The organism is Paradevosia shaoguanensis, from assembly GCF_016801025.1.
GTDB lineage: Bacteria > Pseudomonadota > Alphaproteobacteria > Rhizobiales > Devosiaceae > Paradevosia > Paradevosia shaoguanensis.
Map to the genome: position 1 here is coordinate 3,541,068 of NZ_CP068983.1, position 19,075 is coordinate 3,560,142.

General features: G+C 64.2%; 21 protein-coding genes. 9 read left to right on the plus strand and 12 right to left on the minus strand.

Annotated features, from left to right (window positions below; genetic code table 11):
• Positions 1–101: 101 nt before the first annotated feature.
• Positions 102–1,121: a DNA-directed RNA polymerase subunit alpha gene (locus JNE37_RS17270; protein ID WP_035038420.1), complete on the plus strand. Its 1,020-nt coding sequence runs from the start codon at positions 102–104 to the stop codon at positions 1,119–1,121.
• Positions 1,122–1,160: 39 nt separating this feature from the next.
• Positions 1,161–1,589, plus strand: a complete 429-nt coding sequence (rplQ, locus tag JNE37_RS17275; protein WP_035038422.1) for a 50S ribosomal protein L17 — start codon at positions 1,161–1,163, stop codon at positions 1,587–1,589.
• A gap of 534 nt (positions 1,590–2,123) precedes the next feature.
• Here rplQ and JNE37_RS17280 read toward each other — a convergent pair.
• The 3 genes from JNE37_RS17280 to JNE37_RS17290 form a co-directional block, all read right to left on the minus strand.
• Entirely contained in the window at positions 2,124–2,660 is a 537-nt protein-coding gene (locus tag JNE37_RS17280) for a P-loop NTPase family protein (RefSeq protein ID WP_203063988.1), read from the minus strand.
• Positions 2,657–3,208, minus strand: coding sequence for a P-loop NTPase family protein (locus JNE37_RS17285; protein WP_246513342.1), 552 nt, complete (start codon positions 3,206–3,208; stop codon positions 2,657–2,659). Before JNE37_RS17285 ends, JNE37_RS17280 begins: the two co-directional genes overlap by 4 nt.
• A 74-nt stretch (positions 3,209–3,282) precedes the next feature.
• A complete protein-coding gene (locus JNE37_RS17290) occupies positions 3,283–4,464 on the minus strand; it encodes a type III PLP-dependent enzyme domain-containing protein (protein WP_203063989.1) in 1,182 nt (393 codons plus the stop codon).
• Between the two features lie 192 nt (positions 4,465–4,656).
• Here JNE37_RS17290 and JNE37_RS17295 point away from each other — a divergent pair, with 192 nt between their 5' ends.
• The gene (locus JNE37_RS17295) at positions 4,657–6,195 is read left to right on the plus strand and encodes a DegQ family serine endoprotease (protein ID WP_246513344.1); all 1,539 of its coding nucleotides are present in this window, start codon (positions 4,657–4,659) and stop codon (positions 6,193–6,195) included.
• 2 nt (positions 6,196–6,197) lie between these two features.
• Complete coding sequence (locus tag JNE37_RS17300; RefSeq protein WP_035038426.1) at positions 6,198–7,532, plus strand: replication-associated recombination protein A; 1,335 nt, start codon at positions 6,198–6,200, stop codon at positions 7,530–7,532.
• A 140-nt stretch (positions 7,533–7,672) separates the two neighbouring features.
• Here the strand turns inward: JNE37_RS17300 and JNE37_RS17305 are convergent, their stop codons facing one another.
• Positions 7,673–8,779: a patatin-like phospholipase family protein gene (locus tag JNE37_RS17305; RefSeq protein WP_203063990.1), complete on the minus strand. Its 1,107-nt coding sequence runs from the start codon at positions 8,777–8,779 to the stop codon at positions 7,673–7,675.
• Between the two features lie 66 nt (positions 8,780–8,845).
• Positions 8,846–9,988: a patatin-like phospholipase family protein gene (locus JNE37_RS17310; RefSeq protein WP_203063991.1), complete on the minus strand. Its 1,143-nt coding sequence runs from the start codon at positions 9,986–9,988 to the stop codon at positions 8,846–8,848.
• 94 nt (positions 9,989–10,082) lie between these two features.
• Between JNE37_RS17310 and crcB the strand changes: the two genes are divergently transcribed.
• From crcB to JNE37_RS17335, 5 genes are all read left to right on the plus strand, one after another.
• Positions 10,083–10,466, plus strand: a complete 384-nt coding sequence (crcB, locus tag JNE37_RS17315) for a fluoride efflux transporter CrcB (RefSeq protein ID WP_035038428.1) — start codon at positions 10,083–10,085, stop codon at positions 10,464–10,466.
• Positions 10,463–11,452, plus strand: a complete 990-nt coding sequence (locus JNE37_RS17320) for an RluA family pseudouridine synthase (protein ID WP_035038430.1) — start codon at positions 10,463–10,465, stop codon at positions 11,450–11,452. Before crcB ends, JNE37_RS17320 begins: the two co-directional genes overlap by 4 nt.
• A gap of 109 nt (positions 11,453–11,561) precedes the next feature.
• Positions 11,562–12,191, plus strand: a complete 630-nt coding sequence (locus JNE37_RS17325; RefSeq protein WP_182400070.1) for a hypothetical protein — start codon at positions 11,562–11,564, stop codon at positions 12,189–12,191.
• A gap of 84 nt (positions 12,192–12,275) precedes the next feature.
• Positions 12,276–12,938 carry an HAD-IA family hydrolase gene (locus JNE37_RS17330; protein ID WP_035088862.1) on the plus strand — a complete coding sequence of 221 codons (663 nt, stop codon included), beginning with the start codon at positions 12,276–12,278 and terminating at the stop codon, positions 12,936–12,938.
• A gap of 4 nt (positions 12,939–12,942) precedes the next feature.
• Positions 12,943–13,719 (plus strand): ATP12 family chaperone protein, encoded by a 777-nt coding sequence (locus JNE37_RS17335; RefSeq protein ID WP_203063992.1) that lies wholly within the window; start codon positions 12,943–12,945, stop codon positions 13,717–13,719.
• A 33-nt stretch (positions 13,720–13,752) separates the two neighbouring features.
• Here JNE37_RS17335 and JNE37_RS17340 read toward each other — a convergent pair whose 3' ends face one another.
• From JNE37_RS17340 to lipB, 7 genes are all read right to left on the minus strand, one after another.
• Complete coding sequence (locus JNE37_RS17340) at positions 13,753–14,118, minus strand: hypothetical protein (protein WP_203063993.1); 366 nt, start codon at positions 14,116–14,118, stop codon at positions 13,753–13,755.
• Positions 14,119–14,214: 96 nt separating this feature from the next.
• On the minus strand, positions 14,215–14,649 hold the full coding sequence (folK, locus tag JNE37_RS17345) for a 2-amino-4-hydroxy-6-hydroxymethyldihydropteridine diphosphokinase (protein ID WP_203063994.1): 435 nt from the start codon (positions 14,647–14,649) through the stop codon (positions 14,215–14,217).
• A gap of 3 nt (positions 14,650–14,652) precedes the next feature.
• A complete protein-coding gene (gene folB / locus JNE37_RS17350; protein WP_035038439.1) occupies positions 14,653–15,024 on the minus strand; it encodes a dihydroneopterin aldolase in 372 nt (123 codons plus the stop codon).
• Positions 15,025–15,030: 6 nt separating this feature from the next.
• Positions 15,031–15,894, minus strand: a complete 864-nt coding sequence (gene folP, locus JNE37_RS17355) for a dihydropteroate synthase (protein ID WP_203063997.1) — start codon at positions 15,892–15,894, stop codon at positions 15,031–15,033.
• Positions 15,895–15,929: 35 nt separating this feature from the next.
• Positions 15,930–17,234, minus strand: a complete 1,305-nt coding sequence (rimO, locus tag JNE37_RS17360) for a 30S ribosomal protein S12 methylthiotransferase RimO (RefSeq protein ID WP_035038625.1) — start codon at positions 17,232–17,234, stop codon at positions 15,930–15,932.
• A 489-nt stretch (positions 17,235–17,723) separates the two neighbouring features.
• Positions 17,724–18,254, minus strand: a complete 531-nt coding sequence (locus tag JNE37_RS17365; protein WP_035038441.1) for a DUF4282 domain-containing protein — start codon at positions 18,252–18,254, stop codon at positions 17,724–17,726.
• A 50-nt stretch (positions 18,255–18,304) separates the two neighbouring features.
• A complete protein-coding gene (lipB, locus tag JNE37_RS17370; RefSeq protein WP_203063998.1) occupies positions 18,305–19,051 on the minus strand; it encodes a lipoyl(octanoyl) transferase LipB in 747 nt (248 codons plus the stop codon).
• Positions 19,052–19,075 lie beyond the last annotated feature (24 nt).

Consider the following 19,075-nt stretch of genomic DNA (forward strand, 5'->3'; position numbering starts at 1 on the left):
CCCGTTGCGGGGTTCGGCTCCCGACCGTCACAGGCCGGGAGCGGCATTGCATTTGCGGCACAGCGGCCGGGCGAGGGCCGCACTTTTGAAAGGACGTTACCGTGACCATCCAGAGGAACTGGCAGGAATTAATCAAGCCGACCAAGCTGGACATTGTTTCGGGCAGCGATAACGCGCGCGTGGCTTCGGTCGTGGCCGAGCCGCTTGAGCGCGGCTATGGTCTTACCCTGGGCAACGCTCTGCGTCGCGTGCTGCTGTCGTCCCTGCAGGGCGCTGCAGTCACCGCGATCCAGATCGACGGCATTCTGCACGAATTCTCTTCGCTCCCTGGCGTGCGCGAGGACATTACCGACCTCGTCCTGAACGTCAAGGAAATCGCCGTCAAGATGAACGCCGAAGGCCCGAAGCGCCTGACCCTCTCCAAGCAGGGTCCGGGTGCCGTGGTTGCCGGCGACATCAAGGTGTCGGGCGATATCGAAGTTCTCAATCCCGAGCTCGTGATCTGCCATCTCGACGATGGCGCCGAGATCAACATCGAGTTCACCGTCAATACCGGCAAGGGTTATGTCCCTGCCGACCGTAACCGTCCCGAGGACGCGCCCATCGGCTATATCCCTGTCGATGCGCTGTTCTCGCCGGTGCGCCGTGTCTCCTACAAGGTCGACGCCACCCGTGAGGGCCAGGTTCTCGACTACGATAAGCTGACCCTTCAGGTCGAGACCAACGGCGCGGTGACCCCGGAAGACGCCGTGGCTTATGCCGCGCGCATCCTCCAGGACCAGCTCACGGTTTTCGTCAACTTCGAAGAGCCGACCAAGGAAAAGGCCCAGGACACCGTCCCGGAACTCGCCTTCAATCCTGCTCTGCTCAAGAAGGTGGACGAGCTGGAGCTCTCCGTGCGTTCGGCGAACTGCCTGAAGAACGACAACATCGTGTACATTGGCGACCTCATCCAGAAAACCGAGGCCGAAATGCTCCGCACTCCCAATTTCGGGCGCAAGTCGCTCAACGAAATCAAGGAAGTGCTGGCGCAGATGGGTCTGCATCTGGGCATGGACGTGGCCAACTGGCCGCCTGAAAACATCGACGACCTCGCCAAGCGCTACGAAGATCATTATTGATCTCGCGCAAGGCTTCGAAAGCTTTTAAGGAGACTACAAATGCGCCACGGTAATGCCGGCCGCAAACTCAACCGGACCTCGAGCCATCGCAAGGCGATGTTCGCGAACATGTCCGCAGCTCTCATCAAGCATGAGCAGATCGTGACCACCTTGCCCAAGGCCAAGGAACTGCGTCCGATCGTCGAGAAGCTGATCACCCTTGCAAAGCGCGGCGACCTGCATGCCCGCCGCCAGGCCATCGCGCAGATCCGCGACGAAGACCAGGTCAAGAAGCTGTTCGACGTGCTCGGCGGCCGCTACAAGGATCGTCAGGGTGGCTACACCCGCATCCTCAAGGCCGGCTTCCGCTATGGCGACAACGCCCCGGTGGCCGTGATCGAATTCGTCGACCGCGACGTGAACGCGAAGGGCCAGGATTCGGGCCCGACCGCCGAGCGCGAAGAGATCGAGGAAGCCGCCGCCGCGTAAGCGGGCAGTGGTTCAGGAATTGAAACGGCCGCGGGGCAACCCGCGGCCGTTTTTGGTTTTGGGGGCTGGGGGTGCTCGGGGTACCCGACCCCCCTTAGGGTTGGGCAGTGCCAACCGTGCCTCTTGCGCGCTTCGTGATCCGGCAATTGGATTGGGAGGGGGGCGCTGAGGTGGCTCCTGGTATGAAGCCGCGGGTGTTAGCTCTTGTTGCCACCCCCACCCCTGTCCCCTCCCCGCAAGGGGGAGGGAGACTTGCTGGCTTGATCTCGTCTCCAATCGCCGCGCTTTCGTAGGAAGAGGAAGCTGCGAGACCCTGTTGGCTTGATAGCGTTCCCAACCGCCGCACTTCCCCGGCCGTAGAGCCAGGCCCATGGATGGCGCCACTCGAGTGGCGTGGTGCAATAGGCCCCGGGTCTTCGCCCGGGGAAGTTCGGTGGTGGGGTGGGGGCGGAGGTGGCGCGATAGCGCGGGGGATAGAGCTCCTAGGGAGCAGGAGGCAGGAGGCAGGAGGCAGGAGGAGCACCGGTCGGCGCGCTATCGCTCCAGTCCCCATGCCTCATAGCAGGCGTTCAGCTCCCGCATCGTGCGCAGTTCCAGCATCGGCAAACCCGACCTGCGCAGCAGCTCGACGTCGCGCTCCCGTTTCCGCGGCTGCTCGATTGCGATGAAGTGGATCATGTCCCAGTTCAGCCGGTCTTCGCCGCCTTCCAGAGCGCCGGGGCGGTTGGGTTCGAAGAGGGTTCGGCGAATATAGCGGAAGAGGCTGCGGGTGGGTTCGTTGCCGGTGAGGATGATGCCGGTGGCGCGGTCAAGGCGCTCGGAGAGGGCGCCGAAATAGTTGCCTTCCATGACCCAACGTTCGCCCGTGATCGCCTCCCGGTGGAGGCGCTCGAAGTCTGGGCGGGGACGGGGCTGCCAGTTGGTGTTGGGGAGGTGGAAGAGGAGGTCGAGATGGAAGACGGGCAGTTCGAGCTTGCGGCCGAGGGCGACCGAAAGGGTGGATTTGCCGCTGTTGGAGGGGCCGCAGATGCAGAGGCGCGGACCGAAGGTTTCGAGCGCCGGCGGATTCATGGTGCGATCGGGCGGGTGAGGCCCCAGGCGCGGTAGTAGCGGTTGATCTCGGCCATGGAGTTCATGCGCACCACGGGAACGCCGGCATCGGCCAGCATGGCGTCGTATTTGCCGTAATTGCGCGACTGGACGAAGAGCAGCCAGTGGATCATTTCCCATTTCACGCTGTCCTTGTTTCCTTCGAGCGCGCCGAAGCGCTTGGTCTGGAACAGGGTGCGGTTGAAATAGCGCATGAGGTTGGCGAGGCGCGGGGCGCGCACGAGGATCACGCCGGTGGCGCGGGCGAAGCGCCGGGGCATGGCCGAGGAATAATTGCCATCCATCACCCAGCTGTCGCCCTCGATGGCGGCGTCGTGAAGGGCATAGAACTCCTCCTTGGGGCGCTGTTCCCAATCGGTATTGGGGAGATGGAAGAACAGGTCGAGATGAATGGCGGGAATGCCCAGCTTGCGGCCGATGGCCGTAGCGAGCGTGGACTTGCCGTTGCTGGAGGGACCGAGAATACAAATGCGGCGGCCAAGCGCAGCCAGAGGCAGCGGGTCGTTCATAGCGTTTCACCGGAAAAGAAAAGGGCCGCTCCCGTAGAACGGAAGCGGCCCCCTGGTCAAGAGTGTTGCGACGCTTACTGGTCGTCCTTGCCGGTGAAGATCTCGTCGACCCAGTACTGGTCGCGGCGATCGAAACCGTTGAACGGGGTGAGCGAGGCCTGGGTGTAGGCGCCCATCAGGCCGAACTCGACCCAGTCGTCCTCGTCGATGTCGGAGGGCAGCATGAAGGTCTGCGGCAGCACGTCATAGCTGTCGCAGGTCGGGCCCCAGACGGTGAAGCCTTCGAACTGGCCGTCATTGTCGTGCACGCGGGCGCCGCGCCAGACGCGGACGGCGGGGGTGAAGTGCATGAACTTCACTTCCATCAGCGCGCCGTAGGCGCCGTCGTTGAGGTAGACCGAGATGCCGCCGCGCTGGTGCTTCACGCGCAGCAGCAGGGAGGTGGACGAGGTGACCATGGCGCGGCCCGGCTCGATGATGAGTTCGGGCTTGGAGCCGGAGAAGTTGTCCTTCACGGCCTGGTCGATGGTCTCGAAATAATAGTCCATCGGCGGCGCTTCGCTGGTCGGGTAGGGGGCCGGGTAGCCGCCGCCGATATTGAGGCGCTTGAGCTCGATGCCGGATTCCCTGGCGATGTTGGCCGCTGCCGCGATGTGACGCTCATAGGCGTAGGCGTCTTCGCACTGGCTGCCGACGTGGAAGCAGAGCGAGGGGGTGTAGCCCATCTGCTCGACCATCTGCACGATCTCGATGGCGCCCTGTTCCATGACGCCGAACTTGGTGCCGAAGTCATAGGACTTGAGCGCCTTGCCGGCCTTGAAGCGGGTGGTGACCTCGACGTCCTTGGACGGCGACACGATCGCCGCCAGCTGATCGAGCTGGGACGGATGGTCGATGGTGAAGGAGCGGATGCCGAACTCTTCGTAGGCGCGTTCGATCTCGCGCCTGTTCTTGATCGGGTTGTTGTAGTGCATCACCGCGCCAGGAGCGTAGTCGCGGATGAGCTCCATCTCGGTGTTGGAGGCGACGTCAAACGCCTTCAAACCTTCGCGATGCAGGATCTGGATGATGTGCGGGGAAGGGTTGCACTTGACCGCATAGGTCAGCAGCCCGTCAAAGCCCTTTTTGAAAACCTTCTTGGCCTTGATCAGCTCGCGCTCGGAGAACAGGAAGCTCGGAAAATCCGGAGCTTCCGCCGCGATCAGGGCGGAGGTGTTCGGATAGACCTGGGTCGGCGCAGTCACTTGATCGTTCATGACGAAGGCCTTTTGTAAAAGGGTGAAAGAAGCGCTGCATATAGGAAGAGTTGACCCCTAGCGCAAATGATAATTCGCCCCATTTCAAGTGGTGTTTTGTGACACCTTAATGGCGCCAAAATCCGGGCGCTTCTCGCGAGGCAGACAAGAGGCGCAAGTATCCAGAATGCCTTCTGTTTTTGGAGTGGAACCATGAGCAACCGCACCGTCCTCCTAGCATCGGGTCTCATCGCCGTGGCCGTCGTCGGCGCCGCACTTGGCGCCGTCTGGGAGCAGGGGCGAACGCAGAACGAAACGACCGAGGCGCTCGTGGCGGAAGCTCCCGCTGCCGCGCAGCCGGCGACCGCTCCAGCGCAGGCCGTCCAGGTGGCGCAGGCTGTGCAAGTTGCCCAGGCAGATCGGCAGTTGCCGACCAGCCAGGAGCAGATGCAACTCAGCTTCGCGCCGGTGGTGAAGGCGGTTTCGCCCTCCGTGGTCAACGTCTATGCCACCACTGTCGTTGCAGGATCGCGTTCGCCCTTTGCCAACGACCCGTTCTTCCAGCGCTTTTTCGGCGGCGGCAGCCCGTTCGACGCGGCGCCGAGGGAATCCAAGTCGCTGGGCTCGGGCGTCATCGTCAACGAGAGCGGGGTGATCCTCACCAATAGCCACGTAGTGCATGGCGCTACCGATGTGCGGGTGGCGACGGCCGACGGGCGCGAATACGCGGTCGATGTGGCGCTCGATGACGAGAAGACCGATCTGGCGGTTCTCAAGATCAAGAACGCGGGCCAGCGCAAGTTCCAGCCGCTGACCTTTGCGGATTCCGACCAGTTGCAGGTGGGTGACCTGGTGCTGGCCATCGGCAACCCGTTCGGGGTGGGGCAAACGGTGACGAGTGGCATCGTCTCGGCTTTGGCGCGTACGGGCGTCGAGAGCAACAACTACGAGTTCTTCATCCAGACGGATGCGGCCATCAACCCGGGCAATTCGGGCGGGGCGCTTGTTGATCTGCACGGCAACCTCGTCGGCATCAATACTGCGATCTTCAGCCAGTCGGGCGGCTCGGTGGGCATCGGCTTTGCCATTCCGGCCAACATGGCGCGGGTGATCGCCAATGCCGGCATCAGCGGGGCGCCGATCCAGCGGCCCTGGTTCGGGGCACGCACGCAGGACGTGACGGCCGATATCGCAGACAGCATCGGGCTCGATCCGCCGCATGGTGCGCTGATCACGGAGATCGCAAAGGGCAGCTCGGCCGAGAAGGCGGGGTTCAAGCCGGGCGACGTGATCCTTTCCGTCGATGGCGCCACGATCGACCAGGCCAGCAATTTCGACTATCGCATCGCCACCAAGCCGGTAGGCGAGACTGCCAAGATCGGGTTCTGGCGCGACCACAAGGAGCAGGAGATGGACCTGACGCTCGAGGCGGCGCCGGCGGGAACCGGGCAGGCCATCGAGATCAACGGCAATACGCGCTTTGCCGGAACGACTGTGGAGACGCTCTCTCCCGCCGTTGCGCAGGAGCTTGGCCTCGACTTTAATGCGAAGGGCGTGGTGGTCACCGCCATCGCCAGCGGCTCGCCCGCCGACCAGATGGGCTTGCAGAAGGGCGATATCATCATCAGCCTCAACGGAACGGAAATGACGGACGCGGAGACGTTCAAGAACACGGCTTCCAGTCGGGCCAATACCTGGCAGATCGTGCTGCAGCGCGGCGGCCAGGTGTTCCGTTCGTTCGTCAGTGGATAAGCATGGGCGATCTTTTCTCGCCGGAGCCGGATGGCGCTGAGCCGTCCGGCGAGGACCTCACCAACCGGCCCCTGGCCGACCAGCTTCGGCCGCGCTCGCTCGACGAGGTGATCGGCCAGCAGCACCTGCTCGGGCCCGAGGGCACGCTGCGGCGCATGATTGCGTCGGGGCGCCTTGGCTCGCTCATCCTTTGGGGCCCACCGGGCACCGGCAAGACGACCGTCGCGCGATTGCTGGCCGACCAGATCGGCTACAAGTTCGAGCAGATTTCAGCCGTGTTCTCGGGCGTTGCCGACCTCAAGAAGGCATTCGAGAAGGCGCGGGGCGAACGGATGGCGGGCAAGCGCACGCTGCTCTTCGTCGACGAGATTCATCGCTTCAACCGCGCCCAGCAGGATGGCTTCCTGCCGGTGATGGAGGACGGCACGGTGGTGCTCGTGGGTGCGACGACGGAAAATCCGTCGTTCGAGCTCAACGCGGCCCTGCTCTCGCGCAGCCAGGTGTTGCGGTTCGAATCCCTCTCGCTCGAAGACCTCGAGGCCCTGGCGAAGCGGGCCGAGGCCAAGACCGGCGAGCAATTGCCGCTCGATGACGATGCGCGGGCGATGCTGCTGACGCTCGCCGATGGCGACGGGCGGGCGCTGCTCGGGCTGGTCGAGGAAGTCATGGCTTCGGCGCGGCCGGGCGAGGTGCTGGACAAGGCTTCGCTGCTCACGGTCGTGCAACGGCGAGCGCCGATCTACGACAAGGCGCAGGACGGGCACTACAATCTCATTTCGGCGCTGCACAAGACCATTCGCGGCTCGGACCCGAATGCGGCGCTCTACTATTTCGCGCGCATGCTGGAGGCTGGAGAGGACCCGCTGTTCCTGGCGCGGCGGCTGATCCGCATGTCGGTGGAAGACATCGGCCTTGCCGATCCTCAGGCGCTGCAGCAGGCGATCGCGGCGCGCGATGCCTACCAAATGCTCGGTTCGCCCGAAGGGGAGCTGGCGCTGGCGCAGGTGGTCGTCTACCTGGCGCTCGCGCCCAAGTCGAACGCGGTCTACACCGCCTTCAAGTCGGCGATGAAGGTGGCGCGGGATACCGGTTCGCCGATGCCGCCGATGGTGATCCTCAATGCGCCCACCAAGCTCATGGGCAAGCAGGGGTACGGCGCGGGCTATATCTACGACCACGACACGCCCGAGGCGTTTTCGGGGCAGGAATATTTCCCCGAAAAGATCGGGCGGCAGGATTTCTATCGGCCGGTGGAGCGCGGTTTCGAGCGCGACCTGGCCAAGCGGCTCGAGTATTTTACCCGCCTGCGCGAGAAGAAGCGGGGCGAGGAGCGATAACCCGTACCGTACTTCCCCGGCGAAAGCCGGGGCCCATGGATTGCGCCACTCCTGTGGGGCGGTGCAATAGGCCCCGGCTCTTCGGCCGGGGAAGTTCGGTGGTGGGGAGAGGCTAGAGGGACAGGGGAAAGGGCATCTACCTACCGACTGCTCTGCCAGGAGCCGGCGCTGCCGTGTTGCAGGCCGAGGGCGTAGAGATCGTTGAGCCAGGCCTGGATCTGGGCGCTCTTGGTCGGCGTTTCGGGGAAGCCGCCGGGGATGGCCGCGAGGTGGTAGGTGATGCCGTAGGCGCGGGCAGTGTTCTCCAGTTCGCGCACGTCGCCGCGGTCGCGATATTTGAGCAGGGTCGGGACGGCGCGGCCGAGGACGGAGAGGCCGGTGGCCTTGACGATCTGCGGGCTGGGCTGGGTAGTGCCGTTGTAGATGGCGTAGAGCGTGCCCTGCGACTTGGCGCCCTGGCCGCCGCCCGGCAGCATCACGAATTGCTGGGTGATGCCGCCATCCACATGCAGCTCGTCATATTGCTTGCCATCGATGGTCACCTCGATGAGCACCGGCGGGAAGAAGCCGGGCAGGGCGGCCGAGGCCAGGATGATCTGGCGGACGAGCTCAAGCTTGTTGGGGATGTTGCTGTTGGCGATGGCGCCGATATCCCAGACGACCGGGCGCTCGGCATCGAGATTGGTGGTGCCGACGAGAAGCCGACGGCCCTTGCGGTGCTCCGCGGCGATGGCGGCCAGCGTTTCCTCATCGATGATGTAGGCGATGGCGCGCTTGACCGGCGTGTTGTCGGCAAGGGCGGGGGCGCCGAACAATACGGCGAGGAAGCCGGGGCCGGCGATGTGGTCGGTGTTGACCTGCGAAAGGATGGCGTGGAGGCGCGGATCGTAGCGCGGGCCGAGAAAGGCCAGTGGCGCGATCATGGCGCCTACGCTGATGCCGGTGACGAGATCGAAATTCGGGCGGTTGCCGCGCGCTGACCAGCCGGTGAGGTAGCCGGCGCCATAGGCGCCGTTGAGGCCGCCGCCGGAGAGGCTGAGGATGTGCTTGTCGCGCCGGAAGGCATTGGCATAGGCGGCCGGCAACTGGTCGCCCCAATAGCGGATGGGCGTCTTGGTGCCGAAGCTCGCCTCGTCGATCCGCGCCATCGGCACGGGATCGCGCAGCATTGTCGTGCAGCCTGCAGCCAGTGACAGGGTGAAACCCAGGATCAAGGCGCGCAAAGACGCTCGGATTATCTTGTTCATCGCAGAAATGCCCCCAAACAGCATCCCTGCTAGCCGTCAGGCGCTAAGAATTGGTTCCGAAACTCGCTAAGGATGCTTCTGCCAGTTCCCGGCACGCCCGTTTTTGTATCCGAAGGTGAACAGCTCGTTGAGCCAGGCGGGCGAAGCCATGAACAAATTGTCTGGTTGTGGGAAGTCGGCGGCGATGGCGGTGAGCATGTATTTGATGCCGCGCGCCCGTACCGCGTTCTCCAGCACGATGATGTCGCCGCGGCCGCGATACTTGAGCAGGGACGGTACGGCGCGGGCCAGGACCGAGACGCTCGAGACCTGCTGGATGGCGTCGCGCTGCGGTTCGATCGTGCCGTTGTAGATGACGTAGAGCGTGCCGTTGAGCTTGGGGCCGCTGGCGCCGAAGCCGCCAGGGAGCAGCACCACCTGCTGGGTAACGCCGCCATCGACGTGGAGTTCGTCATAGGGCTTGCCCTCGGCGTTCACGCGGATCAGCACCGGCGGGAAGATGCCGGGCACGGCCGCCGAGGCGAGGATGATGGTGCGCACCAGTTCAAGCCGGTTGACGATGTTGCTGTTGGCGATGGCGCCGATATCCCAGACGACGGGTCGCTCGGCATCGAGGTTGGTGGTGCCGATGAGGAGGCGGCGGCCGGCGCGGTGCTCGGCGGCGATCTCATCGAGCGCCTGCTGGTCGACGACCTGCGCGATAGCCATGCGGAGCGGGGTGTTGTCGGCAATGGCCGGAGCACCGAGAAGGGCGGCGAGCACGCCCGGGCCCTTGGTACGCTGCACGGCGAGGTTGGAGAAGATGGATTCCATGCGCTTGTCGTAGCGCGGGCCGAGGAAGGCCATGGGGGCGATGACCGCGCCCACGCTGATGCCGGTGACGATATCGAATTTCGGCCGGTCGCCCCGGGCAGTCCAGCCCACGAGGAAACCGGCGCCATAGGCGCCGTTCATGCCGCCGCCGGAAAGGGCGAGGAATTTCGGAGAGGCCGATCGCGCGAGGCCGGAGAATATCTCGGAATTGCCCTTGGGCAGTTCGTCGCCCCAGTAGCGGATGACGGGTGAGGAGACGAGCGCCGCGGTTTCAGCATCTGCGGCTGGAACCGGGTGCCGAATGCCGAACGAAGAACACGCGGCTACGGCGAGCAGCGTGACCGTTACCGTGAGCATGCGCAAGCCAACGGCAACCTTCGAGATTAGTGATGTCATCGCCGCACCGATGCCCCTCAAGCCGAAAGTCTGTCGCCGACGATACCAAACTATTGTAGGACGAGCCATTATCGGAACCGCTTGGATTTATTTCATGCTCGAAGTGTTGCTTGTTGGCCTTGGCGGCGCCATCGGCGCGGTCAGCCGTTATGGCGTGTCGGTACTGGTCGGGCGCATCTGGTGGTCGACGTTCCCGCTGGCGACGCTGCTCATCAATATCGCGGGTTCGTTCGCGATGGGCGTGCTCGTCGGCCTGTTGGCGCGCTTCGTGCCGCCGCACCAGCAGGAGCTGCGCCTGTTCTTCGCCATCGGCATCCTGGGCGGGTTCACCACGTTCTCCTCGTTCTCGCTCGATGCGATGACGCTGATCGAACGCGGCCAATGGAACGATGCGCTGCTCTACGCGGTGCTTTCGGTTGTAGTTTCGATTGCGGCGCTCTATGTCGGGCTCCTGATTACAAGAGGCACGGGCGCATGAGCGCAGTACAGGAAAGAACGGTTTCCACGGACGAAGAGGGCATGCGGCTGGACCGCTGGTTCGCCCTGCATTTCCCGCAATTGGGGTTCGGCCGGCTGCAGAAGCTTATCCGCACCGGGCAGGTGCGCGTGGACAAGGGCAGGGCGCAGACCAATACGCGGCTCTCCGCCGGCCAGACCGTGCGCGTGCCGCCGGTCGACGACCCGGGCACGCCCAAGCCGATGCGCATCAACGAGGAAGATGCCGAATTCCTGCGCTCGATCATTCTCTACGAGGATGACGAGCTTTACGTCTTCAACAAGCCCTACGGGCTGGCGGTACAGGGCGGCACGAACACCAAGCGCCATATCGACGGCATGCTCAAGAGCCTGCCCAACAAGAAGGGCGAGCCGCCCCGGCTGGTGCATCGCCTCGACCGCGATACGTCGGGCTGCCTCGTCGTGGCCAAGACGCATGCGGCGGCTAGCCATTTCGGCGCCGTGTTCCGTTCGCGCTCGGCGCGCAAGATCTACTGGGCCGTGGTCTTCGGCAATCCGGCGCCGCGCCAGGGCGAGATTTCGTGCTTCCTTGCCAAGCAGCCGACGCAGGATGGCGAGCAGATGATCGTGGTGCCGCACGGCTATCCCGGCGCGCAGCACTCACAGACCTATTATTCGACCACCGATACGGCCGGGCGCCGTTTCGCCTGGGTGACGCTCAAGCCCGTCACGGGCCGTACCCACCAGCTGCGCGTGCACATGGCCCAGCTCGGCAATCCGATCCTCGGCGATCCGCGCTATTTCAACATCCAGAACTGGGACGCTCCGGAGGGCCTGGCCGAGGGGCTGCAGCTTCATGCCCGCCGCATCACGCTGCCGCTGCGTAGCGGCAAGAAGCTGGATGTGTCCGCGCCTCTGCCCCCGCATATGCAGGCAACGTTCGACGCCCTCGGGTTCGACGCGGCGCGCTATGACGCGCAGAACACGGATCCGGAAGCGGACGCCTGAGCCTTTCCGACACGCATAGTTGAATGGGCCAGCCCAAACGGGCTGGTTATCCTCCCCTGGCCTTCGCTGGGGGCGGAGGGCGACTGCATGTCCATCAAGGAGAGGAATCATGAAGACCATCGCTCTAGCCGTAGCTTCGGCAACGTTTCTCGCCGTGACTTCCCCTGCCGCACTGGCCCAGGATTCGATGAGCTTTTTCGTCACAAGCGTGGGCTTGGGCGACGGAGCCAATCTGGGCGGACTTGAGGGCGCCGATGCCCATTGCCTCAAGCTGGCCGAGGCGGCCGGCGTTTCGGGCAAGGAATGGCGCGCCTATCTCAGCGCCGAAGGCGTCAATGCCAAGGACCGGATCGGGGCCGGCCCCTGGAGCAATGTGAAGGGTGACGTCATCGCCACCGATGTAGCCGCGCTCCACAGCCCGCAGATCAATCTCACCAAAGAGACCGCACTCAGCGAAAAGGGCGAGATGATCAATGGGCGGGGCGATACGCCCAATACCCACGATATCCTCACGGGCGCGAATCCGGACGGCACGCTTGCCGCCGGCAAGACCTGCGGGGACTGGACCAGCAATGCCGACGGCGTCGCGATCGTGGGCCATTCGGATCGCACGGGGCTCGACGATTCCGACGCGGCCAGATCGTGGAACTCCTCGCACGAGACCCGCGGCGGATGCGGTCAGGCCGCGCTCCAGGGTACGGGCGGGGCTGGCCTCTTCTACTGTTTCGCGGCCAACTGAGCCGCGCTCAGGCAAATCTCGTCGGGGTGTGGTGACACGCCCCGACATTTGTGATTTGCAGCCTCCAGCAAAGGAGACTGCCCGATGAAGCTCGTCGTTTTCGATATGGATGGGACGCTGATCGATACCCATGGGCTCATCACCGAGCAGATGGGACGGGCGTTTACGAGCCTGGGGCTCGAGGCGCCGACCGTCGAGGCATCGCGGCGGGTGATCGGGCTGTCGCTGCCGGTCGCCATCGGGCAATTGGCGGGAAGCGAGGATACGGACCTCGTGGGCCGGCTCGTCGAGAGCTACCGGACGCTCTATCGCGCCAGCCTCACCGAATCCGCCGATCGCGAGCCGCTGTTCCCCGGCACGCGCGAGGCGCTCGACCGCCTGCGGGGCGATGACAGCGCCATTCTCGGCATAGCTACGGGCAAGGGGCTGACCGGCGTCAACCGCATCCTCGGCATTCACGGGCTTGCTGGGCACTTCTCGACGCTGCAGACGCCGGACCACAACCCTTCCAAGCCGCATCCGGGCATGCTGCTGCGGGCGATGTCGGAAACCGGGGCCGATACCGCCGAGACGATCATGATCGGGGATACGACGTTCGACATCCAGCTCGCCAATGCGGCGGGGGTGCGATCGATCGGCGTTTCCTGGGGTTATCATGACCGGGAGGAATTGGTGGCGGCTGGTGCTACACTGATGATCGACCGCTATGACGACCTCGATGCGGCGATCGCATCGCTATTGGAGTAGAACCATGCGCGAGTTCCTCGAAGACGCCTTCCAGCATCGCGACGACGGCTATGGCCGTGCGCAAAAGCATGCCAAGCAGGAGCTGCCCAAGCGCTTCTACAAGGAAACCGGCGTCGTGCCGGTCGAGGGGGGCTTCACCGTCACGCTCGACGGCCGCCCGACGCGGACGCCGGGGCGGGTGCCCGTCGTGGTGCCGGTCGCCGGCATCGCCACCATCATGGCCGAGGAATGGGCGGCGCAGGGCGAACGGATCGACGCGCAGACCATGCCGATGGTGCGGCTCGTGAATTCGGCGCTGGAAAGCGGCGAGGGCATGGTGCCCAGCTTCCGCGACGAGGTGGTCAAGTTCGCCGGTAGCGACCTGATGCTCTATCGCGCTGAAAGTCCGCGCGAGCTGGCGGCGGAACAGGAAGCCATGTGGGACGAGGCCCTGGTCAAGCTGGCCCGTCATTTCGGCGTCAGCTTCCAGCCGACCATCGGCATCCTGCACCAGCCGCAGCCGCCGGCAACGCTGGCCAAGCTGGAGGAATCACTGGAAGGCGAGGGGCTGCTGGTGCTGACGGCGCTGGTGTCTATCACCGGCCTTACCGGTTCGGGCCTGCTCGCAATTGGCCTGCTCAACCGCCTCTTCACGCCCGATTATGTGTGGAGTGCCGCGCATGTCGATGAGGATTTCCAGATCCGCCAATGGGGCGAGGACGAGGAAGCAATCGAGCGCCGGGCTCGCCGCCGTATCGAATTTGATACAGCGGTGAAGCTCATCGAGTTGATGCGCGGCTAGGCGGACTGGCGAGCCAGTCCGCAAGTGCTTGAGTCAGTGTTCCATATCGATCGTGGCGCTCCACGGCGCCTGATAGTCCGTCGAATTGGGAGGGCAAGACTCGATCCCGCTTGCCTTCTCGGGCGTTCCTTCAAGAATCCCGAAAGCGCATAGCGACGCGCGACCCTCGATGCCCTCCACATGGGTGTGGTAATACGTCCCCATAAGGGCGAACACCGTTCCCGTCCGGCCGTCCGTGAAGTCGACTCTGCCCGCGTAGCCGGTCGCAGAGGGTTGCGGGAATCTCCATGTCGAGTGTTCCTCGCCGTTCACTCCGCTGGTCACGTGCCAGGTTTCCGCATGTGCGATGCCGGCGAAACCCATCCCCAGTGCGATCAGCCCGTACTTCCATGCACGCATTATCGCCTCCCTTCCTGGCGTCGAGGGGAAGCTAACATTCGAGCGGGGGGCAGCGGGATTCGTCAGTTCGGACGATCATTGTCGCCCGAAGGTTGTTCAGTACCGGCGTGTTACCAGCCAATCGGCGACGTCCGGTGCGATCTCGCGCAGCGGTACGAGGACGAAGTCGCGTTCGTGGGCGAAGGGGTGGGGGACCTTCAGGTTGGGCTCGTCGATCACCTGGCGCTCGTAGGCGATGATGTCGATGTCGATGAGGCGCGGGCCCCAGCGTTCGAGGCGCTGGCGGCCCATGGCGGCTTCGACGCCCAGGCAGATGGCGAGAAGCTCCTGAGGCGTTGATTCCGTTTCGACTTCCAAGGCCATGTTATGAAAGTCGTTTTGGTCGGTCTTGCCCCAGGGCTTGGTCAGCAGCACCGACGAGCGCTTGGTGACCGCAAGCGTGGGCATGGCGTCGAGGCGCGCCACCGCTTCCTCGAGCTGCGCCAGCGGATCGCCGATATTGGCGCCGAGTACGAGCCAGGCTTTGGCCATGGTTCAGGGCCGTTCGCGATAGAGTTCGATGGCTGCCTCGCCTGCCACCATGGGGATGGGGGCCTCGGGCTTGCGCACGCGGATGCGGATCCATTCGATGGCGGCGAAGCCTTCGAACACGCGGTCGACGATGTGCTGGGCCAGGGCTTCGATGAGGTTGAAGCGGTGCGAAGCAAAGGCCGCCTCGATCACCTCGAACATGTCGGCATAGGAGACCGATTGATCGAGATTGTCGCTGCGGGCGGCGGCCGAGAGATCAAGCCCGGCAGTCACGTCGATCCAGAAACGCTGGCCGAGGCGATTCTCTTCACCCAACACGCCATGATAGCCGTAAAAGCCCAGGTTATTCAGGATGATAAGGTCGCTAGCTGGCATAGTGAATCAAGCCTCCGTGTGAGCGGGACCATAGAGGCTTGCGGCCGCAACGCGAAGGGCGTCGCGGTTGGCTTTGACGTCATGGACACGGAAAATGTGAGCGCCGCCGGCATAGGCGAGGGTGGTGGTGGCCAGCGTGCCGGCCAGCCGCTCCTTGGGCTCGTTCCCCAGGAGCTTGCCGATCATGGATTTGCGCGAGGTGCCGATGAGAATGGGCAGGCCCAGGTCGTGGAGGCGCCCGAAGACCTGCATGAGCTTGTAGTTTTCCTGCAGGTTCTTGCCGAAGCCGAAGCCGGGATCGAGGATCAGTCGGTCCTTGCCGATGCCTGCCTTGCCGGCGATCTCGATGGTGCGGTCGAAATAGCGCAGCATCTCGTCGATCAGCGGGCGGGCAGGGTCGCGGTCCTTGTCCCAGTGCATGGCGATGATCGGCACGTTGTGGAGTGCGGCGACGTCGGCGATCTCTGGCTCGCGCTGGAGGCCGTAGACATCGTTGATGATCGCGGCGCCCGACTGCACGGCCTGGTCGGCGACGAGGGCCTTGTAGGTATCGATCGAGATGAGGGGGGCAAGCGAGCTGGCGCTGAGGGCTTCCATCACCGGGATGACGCGATCGAGTTCGTCCTGGACGGAGACTTCGTCGTGCCCGGGCCGGGTGCTTTCGCCCCCGACATCGATGATATCGGCGCCTTCGGCGGCCATTTCATGGGCGTGGGCGACGGCGGCCTCAAGCCCGGAGAAATCGCCGCCATCCGAAAAGCTGTCGGGCGTGACGTTGAGTATGCCCATCACCACCGCGTGCCGGCCGAGGCGCAGAACCTCGCCGGTTGCCAGCGGCACCGAATATTCCTGATGCAACACACCCTGCATGACGTCCCTCCCGAATTGCCGCTGCCGGCAGGCGGTCAGTTCGCCTTGGCCGGCTCCGCAAACAGATCGTATTCGTCCGAGTCGGTCACGGTCACTTCGACCATGTCGCCCGGCTTGATGCCGGTGGCGTTGTCGATGATGACCGTGCCGTCGATATCGGGCGCATCCCACTTGGAGCGGGCGATGGCGCGGTTGTGCTCCGGCTGCACGTCATCGACCAGCACCTCGATGGTGCGGCCGACCTTCTTGGCCAGCTGCGCAGTCGAAACGTCCTGCGCCACTTCCATGAGGCGCTCGAAGCGCTCGCGCTTGACCTCGTCGGGCACGATGCCTTCGAGGTCATTGGCCGGAGCGCCGGTCACCGGCTCGTATTCGAAGCAGCCGGCGCGATCGATCTCGGCTTCCTCGACCCAGTCGAGCAGATACTCGAAATCCTCGTCCGTTTCGCCGGGGAAGCCGACGATGAAGTTGGAGCGGATGGTGAGGTCCGGGCAGATTTCGCGCCAACGCTTGATCCGGTCCAGGGTCTTCTCCTGGTTGGCCGGGCGGCGCATGGCCTTGAGCACGGTCGGGGACGCGTGCTGAAACGGAATGTCGAGATAGGGCAGCACCTTGCCCTCGGCCATCAGCGGGATGACAGCATCGACATGGGGGTAGGGGTAGACGTAGTGGAGACGAATCCACGCGCCCAGCTCGCCCAGTTCGCGCGACAGATCGAGGAACTTGGCCGAGACCTGGCGGCCGTGGAAGGGGCTGGTCGCATACTTGATGTCCAGGCCATAGGCGCTGGTATCCTGCGAGATGACGAGGATTTCCTTGACGCCGGACTTCACCAGCCGCTCGGCTTCGTAAAGCACGCTGGCGGCCGGGCGCGAGACGAGATCGCCGCGGATCTGCGGGATGATGCAGAACGAGCAGCGATTGTTGCAGCCCTCGGAAATCTTGAGATAGGCGTAGTGGCGCGGGGTGAGGCGCAGGCCCTGCTCGGGGAGCAGGTCCACGAACTTGTTGGGGACCGGAGGCAGGTGCTCGTGCACCGCCTCGACCACTTCTTCGTACTGGTGCGGGCCGGTGACGGCCAGGACGCCCGGATGAACCTTCTGGATGAGTTCCTTCTCGACGCCGAGGCAGCCGGTGACGATCACCTTGCCGTTTTCGCCGATCGCTTCACCGATCGCCTCGAGGCTTTCGGCCTTGGCGCTGTCGAGGAAGCCGCAGGTATTGACGATGACGATGTCCGATCCGGCATAGTCGCGCGAGAAGGTGTAGCCCTGCGCGCGCAGCGTGGTGAGGATGCGCTCGGAATCCACGAGGGCCTTGGGGCAGCCGAGGCTGACCATGCCGATCTTGGGGGCCTGGCCCGGCTTGGCGGAAACGTCTTGCGGCTTGCTAGCCAGATTGCTGTCGCTCAATGGAATGGTCCTGGGAATGTCCCTGGCGTGGTCATCAACCACGCAAAAAGCGGGTGCCGACATTGCCGTGCCCACCCGCGAAATCTGGCGTCTTCATACCGGAAAACACGGAAAATGCAATGATCGTGAAATGCCGATGCGTCGCAGCAGGTATGCGTGGGGCTGGGGGCGGAGGCGGAGTGGGTTGCGGAAATGTGCGCTCCGGGTGAGATCGCCCCACTATCCCGCTAATTTCCGCCGCTTGTGCCCCACCACTGCACTTCCCCGGCCGAAGAGCCGGGGCCCACGGATACCTCCACTCGAGTGGAGCGGTGCAATGGGCCCCGGATCAAGTCCGGGGAAGTTCCGTGGGTGTGGCGGGTTGTGGAGGCGGTGAGGTCGAGCTGGTGCAAACGCAGCTGAGGCCCCACCTCATGCCTACAGCATGTCCTTGGGCGTCGGCGGGGTCCGCTTTGCGGTGCGGTGGGGGGATGAGCCGGAGGGCTCCGCGTCGATCACGGTCGGGCCTTCGGGCTTTTCGGTGAAGGTGGGCGGCACGGGTTCGGTCGCCGGCGTGATGTATTCGTCGGCCTCGGTATAGTCGTGCTCCTCGTTTTCGGCGAGGTCGTGGATGGCGTCGCGCACTTCATCGAGGAGGGAGGTCGAAAGGCGGGTGCGTTCGAAATTGTCGGCAGAGGTCTCGTGGGTCTTGAAATAGACCACCAGCGCTTCGCAGACGATGCGCAGCACGATCACCGAGAGGAGGCCGAACACGGCGATTTCGAGGAGGCCCCAGAGGCCATTGCCGAAGCTGGCGCCGAACGTGCCGAAGAGGTGGCTGACCGCCCAGAGCAGGATTGCCGCCAGGCCCACCGCGTAGAGCATCGGAATGAGCCGCGGCGAGAGGATGGAATCGAGCCGGAACAAGACCTTGCCGGTCAGGAGCTTCTTGAGATCGTCGAGTGTCATGCTCGTGTCCTTGCTCGAGGGACGATTCGGTTCGCCGTAAAGTGGGGCGGTCAGGCCGCAGACACAAGAGGTTGTGAAGCGACTTGTCTCGTCGGCCCGAACCGGCCCTCGAAGGCGGTCCGTAATGCCGAATCCACTTCGGGCAGCGATACGATGTGGCCCAGATCCTCGAAACTGGTGACGCCCTGGTCGGAAATCCCGCAGGGCACGATGCCGTCATAATGCGAAAGGTCCGGCGAGACGTTGAGCGAGATGCCGTGGAAGGTGACCCACTTGCTCACCCGCACGCCAATGGCGGCGATCTTGTCCTCGCTCGATGCACCTCTTTCCGGCCGCCGCACCCAGACGCCGATGCGGCCTTCGCGGCGCTCGCCGGTGATGTTGAAAGCGGCGAGGGTATCGATCACCCAGCCTTCGAGCCCACTCACGAGGCAGCGGATGTCGCGGCCGCGCTCGCGCAGGTCGAGCATCACATAGGCCACGCGCTGGCCGGGCCCGTGATAGGTATATTGCCCACCGCGCCCGGCGTCGTAGACCGGGAAACGGTCGGGCAGCAGCAGGTCCTCGGCATGGGCCGAGGTTCCCGCGGTATAGAGCGGGGGGTGTTCGAGCAGCCAGATGGCCTCGTTGGCCTCGCCGGCCGCGATCGCCGCGGCGCGGCTGCGCATGGCCTCGAGCGCTTCGGGGTAGGGCACCTCGGCGGGCGCGATGATCCAATCGACCGGCTTGCCGTCGGCGCGAACCAGCTTGCTGCTGGTCTGGCAGGCGACATCCTTAACCGGCGTTAACTCTTCCATAACCATAGTGAACGAATGCTTTCA

Bases quoted from the DNA above. Each gene is read 5' to 3' on its own strand.
- lipB (WP_203063998.1), bottom strand. From the start codon at position 19,051: ATGGAAGAGTTAACGCCGGTTAAGGATGTCGCCTGCCAGACCAGCAGC.
- folP (WP_203063997.1), bottom strand. From the start codon at position 15,894: ATGCAGGGTGTGTTGCATCAGGAATATTCGGTGCCGCTGGCAACCGGC.
- folB (WP_035038439.1), bottom strand. From the start codon at position 15,024: ATGCCAGCTAGCGACCTTATCATCCTGAATAACCTGGGCTTTTACGGC.
- JNE37_RS17325 (WP_182400070.1), top strand. From the start codon at position 11,562: ATGAAGACCATCGCTCTAGCCGTAGCTTCGGCAACGTTTCTCGCCGTG.
- JNE37_RS17285 (WP_246513342.1), bottom strand. From the start codon at position 3,208: ATGAACGACCCGCTGCCTCTGGCTGCGCTTGGCCGCCGCATTTGTATT.
- JNE37_RS17280 (WP_203063988.1), bottom strand. From the start codon at position 2,660: ATGAATCCGCCGGCGCTCGAAACCTTCGGTCCGCGCCTCTGCATCTGC.
- folK (WP_203063994.1), bottom strand. From the start codon at position 14,649: ATGGCCAAAGCCTGGCTCGTACTCGGCGCCAATATCGGCGATCCGCTG.
- JNE37_RS17320 (WP_035038430.1), top strand. From the start codon at position 10,463: ATGAGCGCAGTACAGGAAAGAACGGTTTCCACGGACGAAGAGGGCATG.
- rplQ (WP_035038422.1), top strand. From the start codon at position 1,161: ATGCGCCACGGTAATGCCGGCCGCAAACTCAACCGGACCTCGAGCCAT.
- JNE37_RS17290 (WP_203063989.1), bottom strand. From the start codon at position 4,464: ATGAACGATCAAGTGACTGCGCCGACCCAGGTCTATCCGAACACCTCC.
- JNE37_RS17305 (WP_203063990.1), bottom strand. From the start codon at position 8,779: ATGAACAAGATAATCCGAGCGTCTTTGCGCGCCTTGATCCTGGGTTTC.
- JNE37_RS17300 (WP_035038426.1), top strand. From the start codon at position 6,198: ATGGGCGATCTTTTCTCGCCGGAGCCGGATGGCGCTGAGCCGTCCGGC.
- JNE37_RS17310 (WP_203063991.1), bottom strand. From the start codon at position 9,988: ATGACATCACTAATCTCGAAGGTTGCCGTTGGCTTGCGCATGCTCACG.
- JNE37_RS17330 (WP_035088862.1), top strand. From the start codon at position 12,276: ATGAAGCTCGTCGTTTTCGATATGGATGGGACGCTGATCGATACCCAT.
- JNE37_RS17340 (WP_203063993.1), bottom strand. From the start codon at position 14,118: ATGCGTGCATGGAAGTACGGGCTGATCGCACTGGGGATGGGTTTCGCC.
- crcB (WP_035038428.1), top strand. From the start codon at position 10,083: ATGCTCGAAGTGTTGCTTGTTGGCCTTGGCGGCGCCATCGGCGCGGTC.
- JNE37_RS17365 (WP_035038441.1), bottom strand. From the start codon at position 18,254: ATGACACTCGACGATCTCAAGAAGCTCCTGACCGGCAAGGTCTTGTTC.
- JNE37_RS17295 (WP_246513344.1), top strand. From the start codon at position 4,657: ATGAGCAACCGCACCGTCCTCCTAGCATCGGGTCTCATCGCCGTGGCC.
- JNE37_RS17335 (WP_203063992.1), top strand. From the start codon at position 12,943: ATGCGCGAGTTCCTCGAAGACGCCTTCCAGCATCGCGACGACGGCTAT.
- rimO (WP_035038625.1), bottom strand. From the start codon at position 17,234: ATGGTCAGCCTCGGCTGCCCCAAGGCCCTCGTGGATTCCGAGCGCATC.